General features: G+C 39.3%; 3 protein-coding genes. 1 reads left to right on the forward strand and 2 read right to left on the reverse strand.

Annotated elements, in window-relative coordinates:
• Nucleotides 1-355 precede the first annotated feature (355 nt).
• Nucleotides 356-604, forward strand: coding sequence for an Lrp/AsnC family transcriptional regulator (locus H5202_RS24415; RefSeq protein WP_259397426.1), 249 nt, complete (start codon nt 356-358; stop codon nt 602-604).
• Here H5202_RS24415 and H5202_RS24585 read toward each other — a convergent pair.
• Both H5202_RS24585 and H5202_RS21450 read right to left on the reverse strand, forming a co-directional pair.
• Complete coding sequence (locus H5202_RS24585; RefSeq protein WP_182773836.1) at nt 497-934, reverse strand: type II secretion system protein; 438 nt, start codon at nt 932-934, stop codon at nt 497-499. The two genes, H5202_RS24415 and H5202_RS24585, sit on opposite strands and share 108 nt — an antisense overlap.
• A 49-nt stretch (nt 935-983) precedes the next feature.
• On the reverse strand, nt 984-1978 hold a 995-nt coding region (locus H5202_RS21450; protein ID WP_182773837.1), incomplete at its 5' end, for a diguanylate cyclase domain-containing protein.

Consider the following 1978-nt stretch of genomic DNA (forward strand, 5'->3'; position numbering starts at 1 on the left):
GTGTAGATTTTAAAGTTACTGACTATAACGTTAGTGGACGTGAGGGTTTGCGTATTCGCCCCAATGCTGATTATGCTGCTAACAAGTGCGAGATCCGTTATTCACAGCCTGTAGCCGCCGGAGAGTTACCATTAGTTGAGGTGGAAATCGATGAGTGTTAATGCCTATTTCTTAGAAAATTATTCGATTTCTATACCAACCGTTAAGTTAATGCCATGGAATTTGCTCCATGGCATTTGTGTTTATGAGTGCAATTGAACTTGATATTTTTAATCTTAAGGTAAATTATTAGAGGATTTCACTCCAAAATGTGTTATTTATATCAATAATCACTCAGTGAAAAGCGAATTACTCAATGGATAAAAAAGACATCAAGCTGTTAGAAATATTACAGCGCCAAGGCCGAATGGCTATTTCTGAACTCGCAGACAAAGTGAATATGTCGGATACGCCGTGTCTGCGTCGAGTCAAAAAGCTTGAGCTTGATAAAGTGATTTTAGGTTATGGGGCGCATACGCAAACCCTCACGTCCACTAACGTTATAGTCAGTAACTTTAAAATCTACACCATCTTTTATATTAATCATCCTAACAATCCCTGTTGAGGTATGGCGCGGATATCCATAAGCCAAGATAATGTTCTCACCCTGTACCTTAATACTATTGCCAGAGCCATTACCTGCAGCCGCTGGAGCAGTTTGATCACAATTTATACTAATAACACAAGCTGAATAAATCATGCTTTTACCACTATTAATGGCACCGGCAACACCTTTCATGGCACTGGCATAAGCATCGCTTTTTAAACTAATAAATTTAGGCGCTGCTATCACAGCTAACACACCTAAAATAATAATCACTACAACTAATTCGATTAAAGTAAATCCGCGTTGTTTAGCTTGCGCGTTATAGTGGATTTGCTTTAGTTGACTCATTATTTGAAATCAATCCTTTACTTTAAGCTCGTGTAATACAAATTAATCATTAGCCTGCAAGTATTACTTGATCTTTACCTGCATGCTTAGCTTGATACATTGCAACGTCCGCGCGATGAATAAGCCCGTCGGTATCTATATCTTCACCATCATATTGAGAAATCCCAATACAAGCACTAACTAGTAACGTGTGCGAATTTATCACATATGGCTGCTTGATTAGCGCTAACACTTTATTGGATCTGCTATATACATTATCGCGCTGGTTATCGCCTTGTAAAAGCAGTACAAATTCATCGCCACCATATCTCGCTAAAATATCACCCGACTCAAGATTTTGGCTCACATGCTGGCCAATACTCACTAACAAGCTATCTCCTGCTCCGTGACCATATGTGTCATTGATATTTTTAAAGCCATCTAAGTCGATAAATAACAGAAAAAATGATCGTTTACTATCAATAAGTTGCTGAATGGTTTTTCGAATCGACATTCGATTAGGTAAGCCAGTTACCTGATCGTGGTGCGCTAAATATAACGCTTCTGATTTAGCTTTACCTAAATCGGCCGTCTTATCTTTAACGCGTTGAGCTAAATCAGCTTGGCTGTTTATCACCTCTTTCGACATACGATGAAAACTATCAAATAGTACCAAAAACTCGGTTGTTTCAATACGCTGTTTAACTAATGGAGCGATTGCTCGTTGTTGGCCTGCTAAGTCACGCACCTGAAGTGTTAAAGCGGCTATGGGACGTGTAATTAAACCTGTAATCCACCAACTTAGTAATAAACAGGCGCTAAATGACAACAAAGCAACCCAGTAAGTTGTGTATATCTCTGACTCTGCTCTGGCAAACAATTCATCTAAAGGTTGCGGGATCATCACACCCCACCCTGTTGTAGGCACATTAGTATATGCAGCAATCATATCTTGTTTAACCGCAGGAGAATAAAACTCCATCACTCCTGTATTACCAGCCATCATCTGCTTAACAATACTCACCTTGGCGATGTTTTTACTCGTTACCTGCCACTGCTGATTAG

Origin of the sequence: Shewanella sp. SG41-4 (genome assembly GCF_014164505.1) — a bacterium.
In the GTDB taxonomy this organism is placed as follows: domain Bacteria; phylum Pseudomonadota; class Gammaproteobacteria; order Enterobacterales; family Shewanellaceae; genus Shewanella.